Genomic DNA, 16,853 nt, shown 5'->3' on the forward strand with positions numbered 1-16,853 from the left:
GACTCGCCCCCAGTCCAGCGGACAACCGACAACCGAGCGCCCCCACCGCCCCACCCACCCCGATCTTCCCCCCTCCCCCGCGAGGCTACTCCGTGTGCGGTATCCGGCCACGGACCCGCACCGCCCCGTCGCCCCCGCCGACCAGCCGCGCCCCCGCGTCGGTAAACGTCGGCGGCCACGTACCATGGGCGCATGTCCTTCCTCCGCCGCCGCAGCTCCGCCACCCCCGCGGGCCCGGACTTCGATGTACTGGCCATGGATCCTGGTGACTGGCCCGGCAATCTCGGCGCGGGTCTGCTGCCCGCCCCCGATGGCAGCTGCCAGGGCGTGTTCCTGCGCTACGACCTGTTCGGCGGGCGCGGCCCCGCCATGATCATCGGCAACCTCCCCGAGGGTTCCCCCGCGCGCGACACCGCCGAGGGCGAGGTCCCCTTCGAGGTGGCCCAGCTGCTCCTGGCCCTGGAGAACGACGAGGACATCACCGTCGTCTCGACGGAGGACATCCCGGTGATGCAGGGGGACAACCTCCTCATCGTGCGCCGCCTGAAGCTCTCGGAGAGCCGCATCTCCTGCGTGCAGTTCGACCGCAGCGACAACGTCCTGGTGACCATCGCCGCCTGGGACCGGCCGATCACCGACGACCTGTACGCCCTCCTGAAGCCGCTGCCCGCGGAGCTCTTCCAGCAGGCTTGATCGCCCCGGCCGGACCCGAGCGCCCCGCCGACCCCACACTTCCGTCCAAGCACCGCCCCGCTCCGTCCAAGGAGCGGGGCGGTTTTCTGTCTTGTCAGGGCAGTCATCGGACTTTTAACGTGATCCGTCATGACTCAGGGGATCACGCGAAGGACCACCATGAAGTCTGCACTCGGCAGCGCAGCAGTTCTTGCGGCGGGAGGCGGGGCGCTCGACGACGTCGAGGCTGCTGATACATCGGGTGAATCGACCCTCTGGTACGCCGCTCCCGCCGAGGACTGGGAGCGCGAGGCCCTGCCCATCGGCAACGGCGCCCTCGGCGCCATGGTCTTCGGCACCCTCGCCTCGGAACGGCTCCAGTTCAACGAGAAGACCCTGTGGACCGGCGGACCCGGCTCGAAGGAGGGCTACGACTTCGGCAACTGGCGCGCCCCGAGACCCGGCGCCCTCGACGCCGTGCGCGAGGAGCTCGACGCCGAAGGCCGACTCTCCCCCGACGCGGTCGCCGCGCGGCTCGGCCAGTCCCGCCGCGGTTACGGCGCCCACCAGACCTTCGGCGACCTGCACATCGACGTGCCCAGCGCCCCGACCGCCGTCGACGACCTTGGTGCCACCACATACCGCCGCGCCCTCCACCTCGACCAGGGCCTCGCGACCGTCACCTATCGCCACGAACAGACGCGCCACCACCGTGAGTTCTTCGCCTCGTACCCGCACAGAGTGATCGTCGGCCGGTTCTCCGCCGACCGTGCCACCCAGGTCACCTGCACCCTGCGCTACACCTCGCCCCGCGCCGACTTCACCGCGAAGGCGGACGACGACCGGATCACCGTACGAGGTCAACTCGCCGACAACGGTCTGAAGTTCGAGGCCCAGCTGCGGATCCGGCACCAGGGCGGCACACGCGTCGCTCACGACGACGGCAGCGTCACCGTGACCGGCGCGGACCACGTGTGGTTCGTCCTCGCCGCGGGCACCGACTACGCCGACACCTACCCCGACTACCGGGGCGAAGACCCGCACGCGGCCGTCACCCGCGCCGTCGACAAGGCGATCGGGACGGGGTACACGGCGCTGCGCGCCCGCCATGTGCGCGACCACCGCGCCCTGTTCGGCCGGGTCGGTCTCGACCTCGGTCAGGCCCTGCCCGCCGACGTCCCCACCGACCGCCTGCTCAAGCAGTACGGGGACCGGCAGGACGGGGAAGGGAGCGACGCCGCCGACCGGGCGCTCGAAGCACTGTTCTTCCAGTACGGGCGCTACCTCCTCATCGCCTCCTCCCGCCCGGGATCACTGCCCGCCAACCTCCAGGGCGTCTGGAACAACAGCACCACCCCGCCCTGGTCGGCCGACTACCACACCAACATCAACCTCCAGATGAACTACTGGCCCGCCGAGGCCGCCAACCTGGCGGAGACCACCGCTCCGTACGACCGTTTCGTCGAGGCCCTGCGCGCGCCCGGGCGGCGCACCGCCAAGGAGATGTTCGGCAGCCGCGGCTGGGTGGTGCACAACGAGACCAACCCCTACGGCTTCACCGGGGTCCACGACTGGTCGACCGCCTTCTGGTTCCCCGAGGCCGCCGCCTGGCTCACCGCGCAGCTCTACGAGCACTACCGCTTCGGCGGCTCCACGAACTACCTGCGCTCCACCGCGTACCCGGCGATGAAGGAGGCCGCCGAATTCTGGCTCGACAACCTCCGCACCGACCCGCGCGACGGCACCCTGGTCGCCACGCCCAGCTACTCGCCCGAGCACGGCGACTTCACCGCGGGCGACGCCATGGCCCAGCAGATCATCCACGACCTGCTCACCAACACGCTGGAAGCGGCGCGCGTCCTCGGCGACTCGCCGTCCTTCCGTGCCGAGCTGGAGAAGACCCTGGACGGCCTCGACCCCGGCCTGCGCATCGGCTCCTGGGGGCAACTCCAGGAGTGGAAAGCCGACATGGACGACGAGAGCGACGATCACCGGCACGTCTCCCACCTCTACGCCCTGCACCCCGGCCGGCAGATCGAACCCGGCAGCGCGTGGGCGGAGGCGGCGAAGGTCTCGCTCATGGCGCGCGGCGACGGCGGCACCGGCTGGTCCAAGGCGTGGAAGATCAATTTTTGGGCGCGGCTGCGCGACGGCGACCACGCGCACCAGATGCTCGGCGAACAGCTCAAGTCCTCCACGCTGCCCAACCTCTGGGACACCCACCCGCCGTTCCAGATCGACGGCAACTCCGGCGCGACCGCGGGCATCGTCGAGATGCTTCTGCAGAGCCATCACGACGCGATCGAGATCCTGCCCGCGCTGCCCGCGAGCTGGCCCGACGGATCGGTGCGCGGCCTGCGCGCACGCGGCGGCGCGACCGTCGACATCACCTGGGTGTCCGGCCGCGCCACCCGTATCGTCCTGAAGGCCTCGCGCACACGCGAACTCAAGGTGCGCGGCGACCTGTTCAGAGGCGGTACGACGACGTTCAGGGCGCGGGCCGGACAGCGCTACATCTTCGACTAGGTCTGCCCGTACACCGGGTCCGGCGTCACGACGTCGACGGCACCACCCGTACGTCCGCCGCCCGCACATACCCGATGCGGTGCCCGTACTGGATCACGTAGTACATGTCCTTGCCGCGCACCACCTTGTGCGGCGCGGTGTCGAACGTCGGCGCGTAGAAGTACTCGCCCGGCACCTTGTCGCCGATCACGTACTTCTGATCCGCCAGGATCTTGTACGGCAGCGGGGAGACGGCCTGCACGGGCACGCCCGCCGGGTAGGCCTCCTTCTCCGGGTACGCGCGCCCGTACACCGGGACCTCGCTCGCGCCCTCCTTCGGTGTCACCACGAGCCCCTTCGCGTCGACGGCGGTGGGCTGCTTCTGCGGGTTCTTGAACCAGGCCTTCTGGCCGAGGTACCAGACGGCGGTCCAGTCGCCCTGGCGGTCCGCGACCGCGTACCGCTGACCGGTGGAGAGCCGCGCCCCGACGTCGTTCACGTCGATCGTCGAGTCCTGGCCGCCCGGACGCTTGCCGATGTCCTTGATCAGCGGCGCGTCGTCACGCGGCGCGGTGTGGACCCGCACCGCCGCCGAACCGTGCGGCACGCACTTCTCACCGGGCTTGGCGCAGCCCGTGTACTCCGGCCTGTTCGCCGAGTACTCGGGCGCCACCGTCACGAGACCGCCGTTCGGGCCCGCCGTGCGGTGGAACGGCTTGCCGAGCAGGGTGAAGTAGTGCTGCCAGTCCCAGTACGGGCCAGGGTCGGTGTGCATCCCCCGGATGGAGGACGACACCGGGCCCTGGACGTTGTCGTGGCCGAGGATGTGCTGGCGGTCCAGCGGAATGTCGTACTTCTTGGCGAGGTACTTCACCAGACGGGCCGACGTGCGGTACATCGCCTCGGTGTACCAGGTGTCGGGAGCCGTCAGGAAACCCTCGTGCTCCAGGCCGATCGACTTGGCGTTCACGTACCAGTTGCCCGCGTGCCAGGCGACGTCCTTGGCCTTCACGTGCTGGGCGATGTGGCCGTCGGTGGAGCGCAGGGTGTACTGCCATGAGACGTAGGTCGGGTCCTGCACCATCTTCAGGACGCCCTCCCACCGCCCCTCGGTGTCATGGACGATGATCGAGTCGATGCTCTGGCTCTTGGGCCGGTTCGACAGATCGTGGTTGCCGTAGTCGGGATTCCCGTTGGGGTCCTTGAACTCCTCGTACGGCGCCGGAATCCACTCGCACGACACGGTCCTCGGGCACTCCGTCCCACCCGCGGCCGCCTCGCGCAGCCCCATGCGTTTCAGCTGCGCCGCGTCGGGCCGCAGACCGGGCACCGCCGGGAGCGCCACGCGCTGGCCCGCGTCCGTGGTGCGCCGCTCGCCGTCGCGGATGACGGCGAACACATCATTGGCGTACGTCGCCGCCGTCGCCTCGTCGTCCGCGCCGGAGAAGCGGGCGATCGCGCCGTACCAGTCGGCGGGGTCGGCGCTCAGCGGCTTGCCGAGCTTCTTCTGGGCCGCGAGGAGCAGAGCGGCGCCGCCCTCCACATTCGCGGCGGTGTCGGTACGCAGCTCCTCCGCCGACAGTCCGGTCAGCTCGGCCGCTCGGGGCAACGTCCTGAGCCGCGCCGGGAGTTCGGACTCCTCCGGAATCTCCGCCCTGGGCGGCGGCATCGGGCGCGAGGTGTCGCCGCGCGGGTCCTCCTCGCCCTCGCTGTGGTGCGGGGCGGAGGCCAGAGCGGTACGCGCGTCGGTGAGGTGCATGGGGCCGTAGCCGCCGGTGACGCTGGCCGCGCCGCCGTGCGCGTCCCAGCGGGACTGCAGATACGAGACGCCGAGCAGCACGCTCTGCGGCACGCGGTACTCGGCGGCGGCGGACGCGAAGGCGCCCTGCAACTGTGTGGTGGACGGCTCTCGGGAAACGCCGGACGACGGGGCCGCGCCGAGCAGCGGCACGAGCAGGCCGGCCGACGCGAGGGCGCCCGCCGTCCTGATGGTGCGTCTGCGCGCCGCCGACGAGGTACGGGCGTTGGTTCCTCGCAATGCAGCCTCCTGGGACTCCTGGGCCGATGAAGCGTGGCGGGTCGTGCGGGGCCGGGCGTGCGTCAGTGGTACCGGCTCTCCGACGATCCGTCAATCATGCCCAGGAGAAGAGGGTGGAGCGGGTGTCGGCATAGGCCGGTGTGCCATTCCCGACGACATGGGCCAGAGGCATACGAAAGTCCGCGGTGCGCCCCTGTCCTGGGCGCACCGCGGACCTCCGTCCCCGTCAGCGAGTGCCGACCGCCGCTCGCACGGCCCGGCGGGCCATCTGGCAGTCGTCGTGCAGCCGCCTCAGGAGCAGCCGCTGTTCCTCACCGGACGGCGCAGCACCGGGGTGGGCCGGGACCGGTGCCGCCGGGGCCGATTCGTGCATCGAACGCTGCACGGCCGTTTCGTACGTACGGATCTCGCGGGTCAGCACCAGCATGAGGTTGACCAGGAACGCGTCGCGCGCCGCGGGCCCCGCCGACTGCGCCAGCTGACTGATCTCGCGCCGCGCCACCGGGGCGTCACCGAGGACCGTCCACAGCGTCGCCAGGTCGTACCCCGGCAGGTACCAGCCCGCGTGCTCCCAGTCGACCAGGACGGGCCCGGCGGGCGAGAGCAGGATGTTCGACAGCAGGGCGTCGCCGTGGCAGAACTGCCACATGGCCTCGGGGCCCTCGCCCTGGTGGACCGCCGAGTGCGCGATGCCGTGCAGCAGCTTCTGCAGGTCGCCCATGTCGCGGTCCGTCAGCAGGCCCAGCTCGTGGAAGCGGGAGATCCGCCTGCCGTAGTCCATCGGCCTGCCGAACATCTCCGCCGGCGGCCGCCACTGGTTGAGGCGCAGCACGGAGCCGAGTGCCGCCCGGATGTCCGCCCGCGGCGGGGCCTCGACCGGATGCCGCTGCAGCGCCGCCACCCGTCCCGGCATCCGCTCGATCACCAGTGTGCAGTCCGCGGGATCGGCGGCGATCAGCCGAGGCGCACGGACCGGCGGGCGGTGCCGGACGAACGAGCGGTAGGCAGCTATTTCGTGCCGGATCCGGTCGGCCCACAGGGAAGAGTGGTCCAGTAAACACTTGGCGACGGCGGCACCGCGTCCTGCCGTACCGACGAGCAGTACGGTGCGGCCGCTCCGGCGGAGCACCTGCACGGGGTTGAACTCCGGACAGATGCGGTGCACCGAGGCGATCGCGGTACGCAGTTGCGCCCCCTGGGGGCCGGACAAGTCGAGTCTCCCGCTGAGCGGTTGTGCGCCGGGTCCCGGCACGCGACGCGTCCGGCCGGCACCGAGCTGCGCGGCCGAGGGCCGCACCGGTTCCAGATAGGGGCCGCCCGAGGAAGGGGGCACCTCACGGCCGCGGGGGGCCGGGGGGCGCGGGTGGAGCGGCCGGGGCGGGGCGGACACGGAGGACGATGCTGCGTACATGGGCGATACAGATCCCTTCGTGTGCCTGTGGATTGCGTGCGCCTCCCGCCCCGATCGCGTGGGGAGCACCCTGGGGAGTACCTCGCGGCGACCGGGTCGGGGTGGCGCACTCCTACCTGACACCCGGCGTCCCCTGGCACACCATGTGGCGCACCCTGGCGAACCCTGGCGAATAGTCGCTCAGCAACTGACAGGCGGTTACTGTCAACTCAGCCGAGAACCTGGGGGCTTGACGTGAACGGACAACCCAATACCCGCCTGTCGGATCTGTTCGGCCTGGCCGGCTGGTCCAAGGGTGAGCTCGCGAGACTGGTGAACCGGCAGGCGGCGGCCATGGGCCACTCCCAGCTGGCCACCGACACCTCGCGGGTGCGGCGGTGGATCGACATGGGGGAGATCCCGCGCGATCCGGTGCCCCGGGTGCTGGCTGTTCTGTTCACCGAGCGTCTCGGCCGTGTCGTGACCACTGAGGATCTAGGTCTGGTCCGGCACGGGCGTCCAGGGAAGCGGCGCGACGACGGGAGTGCGGAGCACCCCGACGGCGTGCCGTGGGCGCCCGAGCGGACAGCCGCGGTCCTCACCGAATTCACGGGAATGGACCTCATGCTCAACCGACGCGGCTTGGTGGGCGCGGGCGCCGCGCTTGCCGCAGGCTCCGCACTCAGCAGCGCCATGCACGACTGGCTGCACACCGACCCGGCCCTCGCGGCCGACGCCCCCCGTATCAGCGACCCCCTGTACGCCGACCCCGCCGGATTCGACCGCTATGAGGCGGCCCCCATCGGGTCACCGGAGATCGAGGAGCTGGAGCGCTCGGTCGAGGTGTTCCGCGCCTGGGACGCGGCCCGCGGCGGCGGGCTGCAGCGCAAGGCCGTCGTGGGCCAGCTCAACGAGGTGGGCGGCATGCTCGCCTACCGCCACCCCGACCATCTTCAGCGCCGCCTGTGGGGCGTCGCCGCCAACCTCGCCGTCCTCGCGGGCTGGATGTCGCACGATGTCGGCCTGGAGCCCACGGCCCAGAAGTACTTCGTCATCGCGGCGCACGCGGCGCGCGAGGGCGGTGACCGCCCGCGCGCGGGGGAGGCCCTGTCGCGGGCCGCGCGCCAGATGGTGCACCTCGGCAAGCCGGACGACGCCCTGGACCTGATGAAGCTCGCCAAGTCGGGAGCCGGGGAGGAGGCGCTGCCCCGCACCAAGGCCATGCTGTACACCATCGAGGCCTGGGCGCAGGCGTCGATGGGGCGCGGTCAGGCCATGCGGCGCACGCTCGGCCTCGCCGAAGACCTGTTCGTCTCGGACAAGGGCGACGTGCCGCCGCCGAGCTGGATGCAGATGTTCGACGAGGCCGACCTGCACGGCATGCAGGCCCTGGCCTACCGCACCCTCGCCGACCACGAACCGGCCGCGGCGAACACCGCGCAGCGACACGCCAAGGAGGCCATCGAGCTGCGGTCCCAGGGTCGTGACCGCTCGCAGATCTTCGACTATCTCTCGCTGGCGTCGGCCTGCTTCATCGCCGACGATCCCGAACAGGCCGACCGGTACGCGAGACTCGCGCTGGTGTCGATGGGGGCCAACTCCTCCCACCGCACCTGGGACCGGCTGCGCGAGATGTACCGGCTGACAGCGCAGTACGCCGGATATCCGAAGATCCAGGACCTGCGCGAGGAGATCAGGCTCGCGCTGCCGAAGGGGGCCAAGCGGGCGGGCCGGACAGCGAGGGCGTAACAGGACTCAGCACCGCGCGATCAACAGGCAGGCGTCGTCCTCACGCAGGGCCCCGCCGAACTCCTCGACGACGGTCTCCACGCACTCCCGTGCCGTACGCCGCTCCGCGAAGCGGGGCGCGAGGGAGAGCAGCCGGCGCGTCGCCGCGTCCCTGTCATGCCGTGGCACCAGACCATCGGTGTGCAGCAATAACAGGTCCCCGGGCCGCAGTTGCTCTTCGGCCTGCTCGTACACCGCTCCGGAGGTGGCTCCGAGGAGCACGCCGACCGGTGGCGTCAGCGCGCGCCCCGTCCCGTCGCGGAACAGCAGCGGGGCGGGGTGCCCGGCCTGCGCCCAGGTGAGCAGGCGCGTGTCGGGGTCGTAGCGGCAGCAGATCGCGCTGGCGAGGGCGGGCTGGGCCGTGGCGTCAAGGAGGTCGTTGAGCCAGCCCATGAGCTTGCCGGGCCGCGCTCCCGCGACCGCCATGCCGCGCAGCGCGCCGAGGAGCATCGCCATGCCGGCGGTGACGGTGACGCCGTTCCCGGTGAGGTCGCCGACGCTCAACAGGCCGTGTCCGTCGGGCAGTTCCATCGCGTCGTACCAGTCGCCGCCGACGGGCGCGCCGAGTGAGGAGGGGAGGTGGTGGGCGGCGAGGTCGAGCCGTGCGGGGGTGCCTCGCGGGAAGCGCAGCGCGTCGCGCCACGGCGGCAGGCCCGTCTCCCGCGGTTCGACCGTGAACCGGTGCCCGGCGTCCGACGTGTCGAGCCGGCGCCGCAGCGAGTCATGGGTCTCGCGGAGCACGCGCTGGCTGCGACGCAGTTCGCTGACGTCCCGAAGGACCGCCCACATGGAGGCGGTGGAGCCGTCCCCGGCGAGCACGGGCTCGCCCATCATGTGCACCTGGCGCACGCCACCACCGGGACGCACGATGCGGAACTCGCCGTCGATGGGCTTTCCGTCGATCAGGCAGTCCGTGACCATCGCGGTCAGCAGGGGCTGGTCGTCGGAGTGCACGAGGGAGGGGAGTTCGTCGAGGGAGAGCGGGGGAGCGGCCGGGTCGCGGCCGAGGATCTGGTAGAGCTCGCAGGACCAGCTGGCCTCGTCGGTGAGGAGGTTCCACTCGGCGCTGCCCACCCGGCTCAGGAGCGAGCTCCCGCGTAACTCGGTGGACGCGGGAGCGGCCGGCGCCGCGGGTTCCCCTCCCACCCGCGGCGGGCCGTCCCGCAGCTGGGCGAGATGGTCATCGAGGTCGTCGAGCTGGTGCACCGCCAGGTCGCACAGGGCCCGCTGCCAGCGCCCCGCCGGGTCCGCCCGGTCGCTCACGGCGTCGCGCCGCACGGCGTCGACGTCGCCGCGGAGCCGGCGCGTCTGCGAGATCAGCGCGTCGACCGTGCCGCGCTCGGGCGGCTGGGCGGCGGCGTGGTCCGCGAAGACATGGGACGGCATGGGGTGCTCCGGTGAAGGTGCGGTGCGACCAACTTGGCGGATGGTGGACCGCTAATGACTTTCGCACAGCAGAAGGGGGTCCGTAAGGGATTTGGCAACACCCGATACGGTGTTGCTCGTGGCATATGCCTTTGTCCTGCGGGACGTTCAAGGCCGTTCGACGCCCTTCAAGGCCGCAGATACCGGATGACCGCGAGGACCCGCCGATTGTGATCGTGCGAGGCGGGGAGGCCGAGCTTGCCGAAGACCGCCGCCACGTGTTTCTCCACCGTGCCGGGCGAGACGAAGAGGGCCTGGGCGATCGACGCGTTGGAGCGGCCCTCCGCCATCAGGGAGAGCACCTCGCGCTCCCGGGCGGTGAGCGGCGCCAGTTCGGCCGCGCGGTGGCCTGCGCCGGCGAGCTGGGTGACGACCTCCGGGTCGAGCGCGGTGCCGCCCGCCGCCACCCGTTCCAGGGCGTCCGTGAACTCCGCGACGTTCGCCACCCGGTCCTTGAGCAGATAGCCGACGCCCGCCGAGCCCGCCGCGAGCAGCCGCGTGGCGTACTTCGTCTCGACGTACTGCGAGAACAGCAGCACCCCCGTGCCGGGGTGCGCGCCGCGGATGTCGATGGCCGCGCGCAGCCCCTCGTCCGTGTGGGTCGGCGGCATCCGGATGTCGACCACCGTGACGTCGGGGCGGTGGTCGGCCACCGCCTCGCGCAGCGCGTCCGCGTCGCCCACGGCGGCGCAGATCTCGTGCCCGCGCTCGGCGAGCATCTGGGCCAGCAACTCCCGCAGCACGGCGGCGTCCTCGGCGATCACGACACGCATGGCCCGCATGCTCTCACGCGTGCGGCGGCAGCTCGACGGTGACCACCGTCGGGCCGCCCTTGGGGCTGCGTACGTCGATGCGTCCGTCGACCGTACGTACGCGCTGCGCGAGCCCGGTCAGACCGCTGCCCGCGCCGAACGCGGCGCCGCCCCGCCCGTCGTCACTGACGTGGAGCCGCAGCGCCCCTTCCCGCTGGGTCACGGTCAGCGCGGCCCGGTGCGCCCCGCTGTGCTTGATGACGTTGGTCAGGAGCTCGGCGGCGCAGAAGTACGCGATGGTCTCGATCGCGGGCGTCGGCCGCACGGGTACGTCCGCCGTCACCTCGACCGGCACCGTGCTGCGCGAGGCGAGCGTGGCGAGCGCGTCGGGCAGGCCGCCGTCCAGGGCGGGCGGGTGGAGGCCGCGGGCCAGGTCGCGGAGTTCGGTGAGCGCCTCGGTGGCGCTCCGGTGCGCGCCCTCGACAAGTCGGCGGACGCGTGTCACGTCCAGGGGCTGCCCGGCGTCGAGGCGTTCCTTGACCATGTCGAGGCCCATCGCCACCGCGACGAGACGGACCTGCGCGCCGTCGTGCAGATCGCGCTCGACCCGGCGCAGCAGAGCCACCGAGTCGTCGACGGCAAGTGCGCGCGTCTCCTCCAGGTCCCGCACGCGGTCCGCGAGCCGGCCCGGCCCCAGCAGGGCCCGGATCAGCCAGCGGTCGCCCGCGACGACGAGCCGGGTCACCCAGGGGGCGCACAGCAGGGTGGCGACGCCGATCAGGACCGCGAGCCAGGTCCCGGCGAAGGTGTCCGCGGTCGGGCCGCCGACCGGCACGGGCGTGAGTACCGGCATGCCCTGCGGGTCACCGGCCTGCGGGTGCTGCCCGAACACCGCCCACCGAAGCGGCGCGGTGACGTTCACCAGGCCCGTGACCCACCACAGGACGGCATACGCGCCGAGTGCGCCCACCGGCAGTTTCGTGAGGACGTAGGTCGCCGACCGCCAGCCGGTGCCGTCCCGCAGCCGCGCGTCGAGCCGCCCCAGGAGGCCGTCACCCGGGTGGAACGGCGGCGGCGCGGCCGTCCGCTCGCCGAGCAGCGCCGCGGCGAGGCGGCGGTGGACGCCGCCCAGCGCGCGGGCGAGACGCAGCCCCGCGATGAGCAGCAGCACGCCCACCACCGTGAGCGCCAGGGAGAGCGTCAGCCCGGCGCCGAGGGCGAGCACCACCGCGAGGACCACGCCACCCGCGAGCCCCAGCGGAAAGCCGATGAGGCAGTACGCCGCCTCGCGCCACGCTCGCCGGGTGAAGGGTGCGCCGGCCGCTTCTCGCATGTGGTGGTGCATGCGGTCGTGCATGTGGTTGTGCAGGTGCATGTACATGAGGCTAGGCCGACGCGGGTCCCGCCAGGAACACGGTTGTCCCCCTTCTGATCTGGGGGTTTCCCCCCGGACACACAGGGCCGATCCCTCAGTGTGCGATGCCGTCGATCAGCTCCCGGGCGCCCTGGCGCAGCAGGGCGACGGCCACGGACGTGCCGAGCGTCGCCGGGTCGAGCGGGCCGGCCCACTCGTGCGCGTTGAGCACCGTCTTGCCGTCGGGCGTGAAGACGCAGGCGCGCAGCGACAGGTCGCCGCCGCGCTCCGAGCGGGCGTATCCGGCGATCGGTGAGTTGCAGTGGCCTTGCAGGACGTGCAGGAACATCCGCTCGGCGGTCGCCTCGCGCCAGGCGTCCTTGTCACCGAGGCCCGACACCGCGTCGATGGTCGTGGTGTCGTCCTCACGGCACTGCAGGGCGAGGATCCCGGCACCGATCGGCGGGCACATCGTCTCCACCGACAGGACCTCACTGGCCAGGTCGGGGCGGCCGATGCGGTCAAGTCCGGACTGGGCGAGCAGTAGCGCGTCGGCGTCGCCCGCGGCGAGCTTCTCCAGGCGGCGGCCCGCGTTGCCGCGCATCGGCACGCACTCCAACTCCGGATGGGACGCGGCGAGTTGAGCGCGGCGGCGCACCGACGACGTGCCGATGCGGGTGCCCGCGGGCAGCTCGTCGAGGGTGAGCCCGCCGGGGTGGATGAGCGCGTCCCTGATGTCGTCCCGCTTGAGGAACGCGGCGAACGTCGTCCCCGCGGGCAGCGGCCGGTCCGCGGGCACGTCCTTGACGCAGTGCACCGCGAGATCCGCCTCACCGGCGAGCAGCGCGGCGTCCACCTCCTTGGTGAACGCCCCCTTGCCGCCGAGGCGCGCCAGATCGCCCATCCAGCGGTCCCCGGAGGTCGTGACGGGCACGACGTCGGTACGGATGCCGGGGTGCAGCGCGGCGAGTTCGGCGCGGACGCGCTCCACCTGGGCCAGGGCCATGGGGGAGGAGCGGGAGACGATGCGGATCAGTTCAGGAACGGGCATGCGGTCCACGATAGGGGTTTCGTGGGGACGCCCAGAACGGGCGTCCAACTGATCAACGTACTTGCTGCTCGGGCGAGTTGCGGCGCGGACGGCCCTCCGCGCCGCTCATCCGCCCGTGGATACCCCGGAGCCCTGTTCCTGTCCCTCAGGCCTGCCCCTAAGCCCCCGTCCCTCCGGCCCGCTCGGCATGCGGGACCGGGAGCCGCCTCATAGCGTGAGGGAGACGAAGCCGCTGCCGAGCGCCGCATCCGGCCCCCTGGGAGGCCCCATGTCCACGTCCACCTCCGCCGCCGCGCCGGAGCGCCCGGCGATCGACCTCGCGCCGATGACGGCCACCCATCTGGCCGATGTCCTCGCGCTGGGCCGTAAGGTCTACGACACCTCGGTGAAGCCGTACACCTCCTGGTCGCTCACGGCGATCGCGGGCCACCTGGACAGTGAGGCGTCCGCCTGCTGGGTGGCGCTCGACGGTGACCGGCTCGCCGGGTTCGTGCTCGGCTCGATGGGCTTCGACCAGCGGACCGACTGGGGCAACCTGGAGTGGATCGCGAGCGCCCCCGAGTACCAGGGCCGGGGCGTCGCGAGCCGCCTGGTCAAGGCCTGCTGCGCGACCCTCACGGAAGCGGGCGCGAGCGCCGTGGTGACCGATGTGGAGTCCCGTAACACGGCGTCGGCCGCGCTGATGCGGAGCAACGGCTTCGAGGCGAGCGTGTCGGTGACCCTGTTCGTACGGGAGACGCCCCGGTGACAGTGCCCTGTCCCGCCGTTCGCGTGACCGTGATCGGCTCCTCGCGGCCGGGTGGCGCACCGTCCGGGGCGCGCCGCCCGACGGCGGTCACTGGATGCGTCGGCGAAGCGCTTGAACGCGGCCTTCGTCCCCGGCCCGGCGATTCCGTCGGTCGTGCCGGTGTAGCCCTGTACCCCCCTTACGGCTTCAGCCGACGCCGGACATTCTCGGCCTCGGCGGTCGAGCCGCGTGCGGCGTGTCGGTCAGTCCCGCGTGGGACGTGTCCGTCAAGCTGCCTGCCGCCTGCCGCCTGCCGCCTGCCGCCTGCCGCCTGCCGCCTGCCGCCTGCCGCCTGCCGCCTGCCGCCTGCCGCCTGCCGCATGTGGCGTCAGGGGCGCGCCGCGTGGTCCGCCGCGAGCAGCAACGCGCTCACCCGTTCCCGAGCGCGCGCCACCCGCGAGCGCACGGTCCCGACCGGGCAGCCGACGGCGGCCGCCGCGTCCGCGTAGGGCAGCCCGGCGAGTTGCGTCAGCACGAACGCCTCGCGGCGCGGCGCATCCAGCGCCTGAAGGAGGTCGAGCAGGGCCACGCCCTCCTCGAACCCGGGCAGACCGCGTGGCTGCGCGCGCTCCGCGGCCGCCTGCCAGTCGGAGGTGTCGGCGATCCGGGGCCGGGCCGCCGCCGTGCGGAAGCGGTCGGCGACGGTGCGGCGCGCGATGGCGAGCAGCCAGGTGCGGGCGCCCGAGCGGGCCGCGTAACCGCGCAGCCCCGTCAGGGCGCGCAGATACGTTTCCTGGGTCAGGTCGTCGGCGCCGTGCAGATCACCGCTGAGGTGGGCCACGAACCGCCAGACGTCACGCCGGGTGGCCCGCACGAACCGCTCGAACGCCTCGGCGTCGCCGTCGCGGGCCGCCAGCGCCCACTCGGTGATCAGGTCGTCGCGCATCAGGTCGTCACGGGCCAGGTCTGTCGCGCGCCCGGAGCGCAAAAGGGCAGGAGTCATCGCAGAAGGTCCTTCGGTGAAGGGAGTTCGGAGAGCGGCGCGAACGCCGGACATCCGCCCGGCACCGAGGGGTGCGGGCGGTTTCAGGAACTGACCGGAAGAACCGGTGGACCTCTGCGCGAGACGTCGTACTGGAGCAGGACCCCGCGCAGCCGCTCCACGGGCACGAGCGCGCCGACGTGCGGCGGCGCCGGAGGGAGAGCCGCGACGAGGACGGTGAGGACGAGCCGCAGCGGCACGAAGACGGCCGCGGCGAGCGCGCGTCCGGTGCGGAACGCCGCGGCCTCGCCGCGCCACAGCCACAGGGCACAGATCAGCGCGGCGACGAGGTGGGCGAGGAACATCCCGAAGTCGCTCTGCCCGAAGACGGCCGTGAGCCAGTCCGGCATGACCTCATGGGGCAGGGCGGCCGTCGCGGAGTCGGGCGGCGGCGGCATCGGCATCGCATGGTTCATGTGGTTCATGCCGTCACCGGCCTGGGCCGGCCGCGCGCTCATCCCTTGCGCCAGGCCGAACAGTTCGTGCAGGCCCAGCTGGGCCACGACCGTGGCGCCGATGACCGTCGGCGCCCCGCGCTCGCGCCCGGTCAGCCACCAGGCGGCGGCCGACGTGGCGGCGAACGCGTAGCCGACCGCCCACCAGGGCAGCGCGGCACCGGACATGAGCGCGTGACCGAAGGCCGTCGCCACCACGCACACGGCCGCGAACACGGCGGCTCGTGCGAGGCGGAACGCGGGCCCTGACGTCATGGGGAGCATCGTGCCAGGCGGCGGGGTGGTGTCGGGCACCGAGTCCCGGACTCGCCGTGACTGGAACCAGGACCGGCACTGGAACCAGGACCGGTACCGGGACCAGTACCGGTACTGGAACCAAGGACCGGTACTGGAGCTACGACCGGTCGCCCGCGTCCTGGCCGTCCAGGGACTCGACCGCTTCCCGGGGTCCGGGCACCCGCGCGGCCCCGGCGTCGGCGGTCTCCCGGCGCCGCGCGAGGACGCCGCCCACGAAGCCCGCCACGGGCTGGGTGTAACGGGCGGTCAGCGGGCCGATGATCACGAGGATCAGGACGTACGCCGTCGCCAGCGGCCCGAGCGACGGCTCGATGCCCGCGGTGACCGCGAGCCCCGCGATGACGATGGAGAACTCGCCGCGCGCCACCAGCGCGCCGCCCGCCCGCCAGCGGCCCTTGACGGAGATGCCCGCGCGGCGGGCCGCCCAGTAGCCGGTGGCGATCTTCGTCAGGGCGGTGACGACGGCGAGCGCGAGCGCGGGCAGCAGCACCGGTGGGATGCTCGCCGGATCGGTGTGCAGCCCGAAGAAGACGAAGAAGACGGCCGCGAAGAGGTCCCGCAGCGGCGCGAGCAGCGAGTGCGCGCCCTCGGCGACCTCACCCGACAGCGCGATGCCGACCAGGAACGCGCCGACGGCGGCGGACACCTGGAGCTGCTGCGCGATTCCCGCGACGAGGAGGGTCAGGCCGAGCACCACCAGGAGCAGCTTCTCCGGGTCGTCGCTGGAGACGAAACGGGAGATGAGCCGTCCGTAGCGCACCGCGAGGAAGAGGACGAGTCCGGCCGCGCCGAGCGCGATGGCCAGCGTGAGGCTGCCCGCGGCCAGCCCGACACCGGCCAGCAGGGCGGTGATGATGGGCAGGTAGACGGCCATCGCCAGGTCTTCGAGGACGAGGACGCTGAGAATGACCGGCGTCTCGCGGTTGCCGAGCCGCCCGAGGTCTCCGAGGACCTTGGCGATGACACCGGACGACGAGATCCAGGTGACACCGGCGAGTACGACGGCGGCGACCGGACCCCATCCCATGAGCAGCGCGGCGACGGCACCCGGCAGCGCGTTCAGCGTGCAGTCGACGAGACCGGCCGGATACTGCGTCTTGAGGTTGCTGACGAGGTCGCTGGCCGTGTATTCGAGCCCGAGCATCAGCAGCAGCAGGATGACGCCGATCTCGGCGCCGATGGCGACGAACTCCTCGCTCGCGCCGAGCGGCAGCAGCCCGCCCTCGCCGAACGCGAGCCCCGCGAGGAGATACAGCGGTATCGGCGAGAACCGGAAGCGCCCCGCGAACCGGCCGAGCAGACCGAGGGCCAGGATGATCGCGCCGAACTCGATCAGAAAGACAGCGGAGTGCACGCG

At 72.3% G+C, this 16,853-nt stretch carries 13 protein-coding genes; 4 read left to right on the top strand and 9 right to left on the bottom strand.

Annotation, left to right across the window (positions count from 1 at the left end):
* Positions 1-192 precede the first annotated feature (192 nt).
* The gene (locus ACWDVB_RS04205; protein WP_451513987.1) at positions 193-693 is read left to right on the top strand and encodes a hypothetical protein; all 501 of its coding nucleotides are present in this window, start codon (positions 193-195) and stop codon (positions 691-693) included.
* 159 nt (positions 694-852) lie between these two features.
* A complete protein-coding gene (locus tag ACWDVB_RS04210) occupies positions 853-3,198 on the top strand; it encodes a glycoside hydrolase family 95 protein (protein ID WP_451513986.1) in 2,346 nt (781 codons plus the stop codon).
* A 25-nt stretch (positions 3,199-3,223) separates the two neighbouring features.
* On the opposite strand, the gene ACWDVB_RS04215 is transcribed toward ACWDVB_RS04210, so the two are convergent.
* Both ACWDVB_RS04215 and ACWDVB_RS04220 read right to left on the bottom strand, forming a co-directional pair.
* On the bottom strand, positions 3,224-5,215 hold the full coding sequence (locus ACWDVB_RS04215) for an N-acetylmuramoyl-L-alanine amidase (protein ID WP_451513985.1): 1,992 nt from the start codon (positions 5,213-5,215) through the stop codon (positions 3,224-3,226).
* 226 nt (positions 5,216-5,441) lie between these two features.
* Positions 5,442-6,626: an aminoglycoside phosphotransferase family protein gene (locus ACWDVB_RS04220; protein ID WP_451513984.1), complete on the bottom strand. Its 1,185-nt coding sequence runs from the start codon at positions 6,624-6,626 to the stop codon at positions 5,442-5,444.
* Between the two features lie 234 nt (positions 6,627-6,860).
* Between ACWDVB_RS04220 and ACWDVB_RS04225 the strand changes: the two genes are divergently transcribed.
* Complete coding sequence (locus ACWDVB_RS04225; protein ID WP_451513983.1) at positions 6,861-8,354, top strand: DNA-binding protein NsdB; 1,494 nt, start codon at positions 6,861-6,863, stop codon at positions 8,352-8,354.
* Positions 8,355-8,360: 6 nt separating this feature from the next.
* Here the strand turns inward: ACWDVB_RS04225 and ACWDVB_RS04230 are convergent, their stop codons facing one another.
* The 4 genes from ACWDVB_RS04230 to hemC form a co-directional block, all read right to left on the bottom strand.
* Positions 8,361-9,779 carry a PP2C family protein-serine/threonine phosphatase gene (locus ACWDVB_RS04230; protein WP_451513982.1) on the bottom strand — a complete coding sequence of 473 codons (1,419 nt, stop codon included), beginning with the start codon at positions 9,777-9,779 and terminating at the stop codon, positions 8,361-8,363.
* Positions 9,780-9,946: 167 nt separating this feature from the next.
* Entirely contained in the window at positions 9,947-10,591 is a 645-nt protein-coding gene (locus ACWDVB_RS04235; protein ID WP_451513981.1) for a LuxR C-terminal-related transcriptional regulator, read from the bottom strand.
* A gap of 13 nt (positions 10,592-10,604) precedes the next feature.
* Positions 10,605-11,945 carry a sensor histidine kinase gene (locus tag ACWDVB_RS04240; RefSeq protein ID WP_451513980.1) on the bottom strand — a complete coding sequence of 447 codons (1,341 nt, stop codon included), beginning with the start codon at positions 11,943-11,945 and terminating at the stop codon, positions 10,605-10,607.
* Positions 11,946-12,039: 94 nt separating this feature from the next.
* Positions 12,040-12,975, bottom strand: a complete 936-nt coding sequence (gene hemC, locus ACWDVB_RS04245; protein ID WP_451513979.1) for a hydroxymethylbilane synthase — start codon at positions 12,973-12,975, stop codon at positions 12,040-12,042.
* 268 nt (positions 12,976-13,243) lie between these two features.
* Here hemC and ACWDVB_RS04250 point away from each other — a divergent pair, with 268 nt between their 5' ends.
* Positions 13,244-13,723, top strand: a complete 480-nt coding sequence (locus tag ACWDVB_RS04250) for a GNAT family N-acetyltransferase (protein WP_451513978.1) — start codon at positions 13,244-13,246, stop codon at positions 13,721-13,723.
* Between the two features lie 367 nt (positions 13,724-14,090).
* Here the strand turns inward: ACWDVB_RS04250 and ACWDVB_RS04255 are convergent, their stop codons facing one another.
* From ACWDVB_RS04255 to ACWDVB_RS04265, 3 genes are all read right to left on the bottom strand, one after another.
* Positions 14,091-14,705 carry a sigma-70 family RNA polymerase sigma factor gene (locus ACWDVB_RS04255; RefSeq protein WP_451513977.1) on the bottom strand — a complete coding sequence of 205 codons (615 nt, stop codon included), beginning with the start codon at positions 14,703-14,705 and terminating at the stop codon, positions 14,091-14,093.
* An 83-nt stretch (positions 14,706-14,788) separates the two neighbouring features.
* Positions 14,789-15,454, bottom strand: a complete 666-nt coding sequence (locus ACWDVB_RS04260; protein ID WP_451513976.1) for a hypothetical protein — start codon at positions 15,452-15,454, stop codon at positions 14,789-14,791.
* A gap of 139 nt (positions 15,455-15,593) precedes the next feature.
* Positions 15,594-16,850, bottom strand: a complete 1,257-nt coding sequence (locus ACWDVB_RS04265; RefSeq protein WP_451513975.1) for a cation:proton antiporter — start codon at positions 16,848-16,850, stop codon at positions 15,594-15,596.
* Positions 16,851-16,853: the final 3 nt, after the last annotated feature.

The organism is Streptomyces sp. NPDC003379 (genome assembly GCF_053589195.1).